Origin of the sequence: Chryseobacterium sp. c4a, from assembly GCF_009900745.1 — a bacterium.
Lineage (GTDB): Bacteria > Bacteroidota > Bacteroidia > Flavobacteriales > Weeksellaceae > Chryseobacterium.
The window spans coordinates 1-1,401 of the sequence record NZ_WXVU01000042.1 but is presented as its reverse complement, the minus strand read 5'-3'; the positions used below and the strand labels follow the sequence as shown (position 1 = coordinate 1,401).

Annotated in this window: 2 protein-coding genes; both read right to left on the bottom strand. The window is 31.4% G+C overall.

The window, feature by feature from the left end; translation table 11 throughout:
- Positions 1-917, bottom strand: a 917-nt coding sequence (locus GTR01_RS24400; RefSeq protein WP_228452341.1) for a DUF2931 family protein, incomplete at its 3' end; no start/stop codon positions are given.
- A gap of 221 nt (positions 918-1,138) precedes the next feature.
- Positions 1,139-1,401, bottom strand: a 263-nt coding sequence (locus tag GTR01_RS24395) for a hypothetical protein (RefSeq protein ID WP_160140291.1), incomplete at its 5' end; no start/stop codon positions are given.

The following is a 1,401-nucleotide window of genomic DNA, read 5'->3' as shown; positions in this document are numbered from 1 at the left end:
ATGGGAATCTCTTTATCTCCCTGTTTAAAAATTAAACTTCTATTACTGAAATCTTCATTCATACGCAAAATTATCTCTATTGGTTTGTTGGGATCTGCTTGTTTGAATAAACCCATTATCTCTTCTTCATCAAAGGGTTTGACTTCAAAAACAGTTTGAAGCTTTTTATTATCTTCGAAAATGAAGTTTAATATTTTAGGGACAGCTCTTGGCTTAAAGGGATTTTCTTTAATGGGTTCAAGAATTTTTTCATTAAAAATGGTTTCTTCCTCACCATTAAACATTTTAAATCCAATGTTCATTAATTGATGTCCCTCAATTTCAGTTTTGGCACGCCAATTATATTTCTTCCTATAAATATCCCAGATATCATATTGAATGCCTTTCTTTTTAAACTCTTCTTCAAATTCGGGTTTTAATTTACCGATTACTTCAAAATATTCTTTTTGAGAGCCTCTAGCATATGGTGAAAAATCTTTCATATCTACATGAGTTTCTTTTGCTTGAAAACGAGCTACTTCTATTTGCTGATCATTACCATATACCCAAACCACAACTACACCACCAGGGGCACAGCTCACTCTGATTTCTGTATAATTTGAAATTCTTCCGGTTCGCCAGTCTATTGTCCCTTTTTCAAAAAGTTTTTTTAGGGTATCAATAGGCATATCCCAACTGCCTGTATAGAATTTATTTTCTTTAAAAGATGCCCAGGTAATATCCATTTTTACAGGCAATGCTTTTAAGTCTTCACCTTGTGAATGAGTAGAACCAGCATTTCCCCAGCCATTACAATTTGGCACTGATGTAGGAATATATACTTGATTACCATCTTCTAAATATAAATTTCCATTATAAATTTCTGTTGGATAAAGTTCCGGAGCATTAGCCGTGGGTAGCCATTCGTACTTTTTCATTTGAGGTTTACAGGATATTATAAATATTAATAGTAAAAGTTGTATAATTTTCATGAGTTGGGTTCTATTTTACGAAATCTAACAATAGTTTTACCTACAATTTTGTAGTTAGGTTCATAAGCATCTACTTTGTCTCAAAATATTGATTTCCAGTGTATATACGTTTGCAAATACCTTAATATAAAAACATCCTTTACAAACTTTTAAATGACCCTCTTTTCTTAATTCTTATATTCCCACATATTATCTAAATCTACTTTTTTGATGGGAATCTCTTTATCTCCCTGTTTAAAAATTAAACTTCTATTACTGAAATCTTCATTCATACGCAAAATTATCTCTATTGGTTTGTTGGGATCTGCTTGTTTGAATAAACCCATTATCTCTTCTTCATCAAAGGGTTTGACTTCAAAAACAGTTTGAAGCTTTTTATTATCTTCGAAAATGAAGTTTAATATTTTAGGGACAGCTCTTGGCTTAAAGG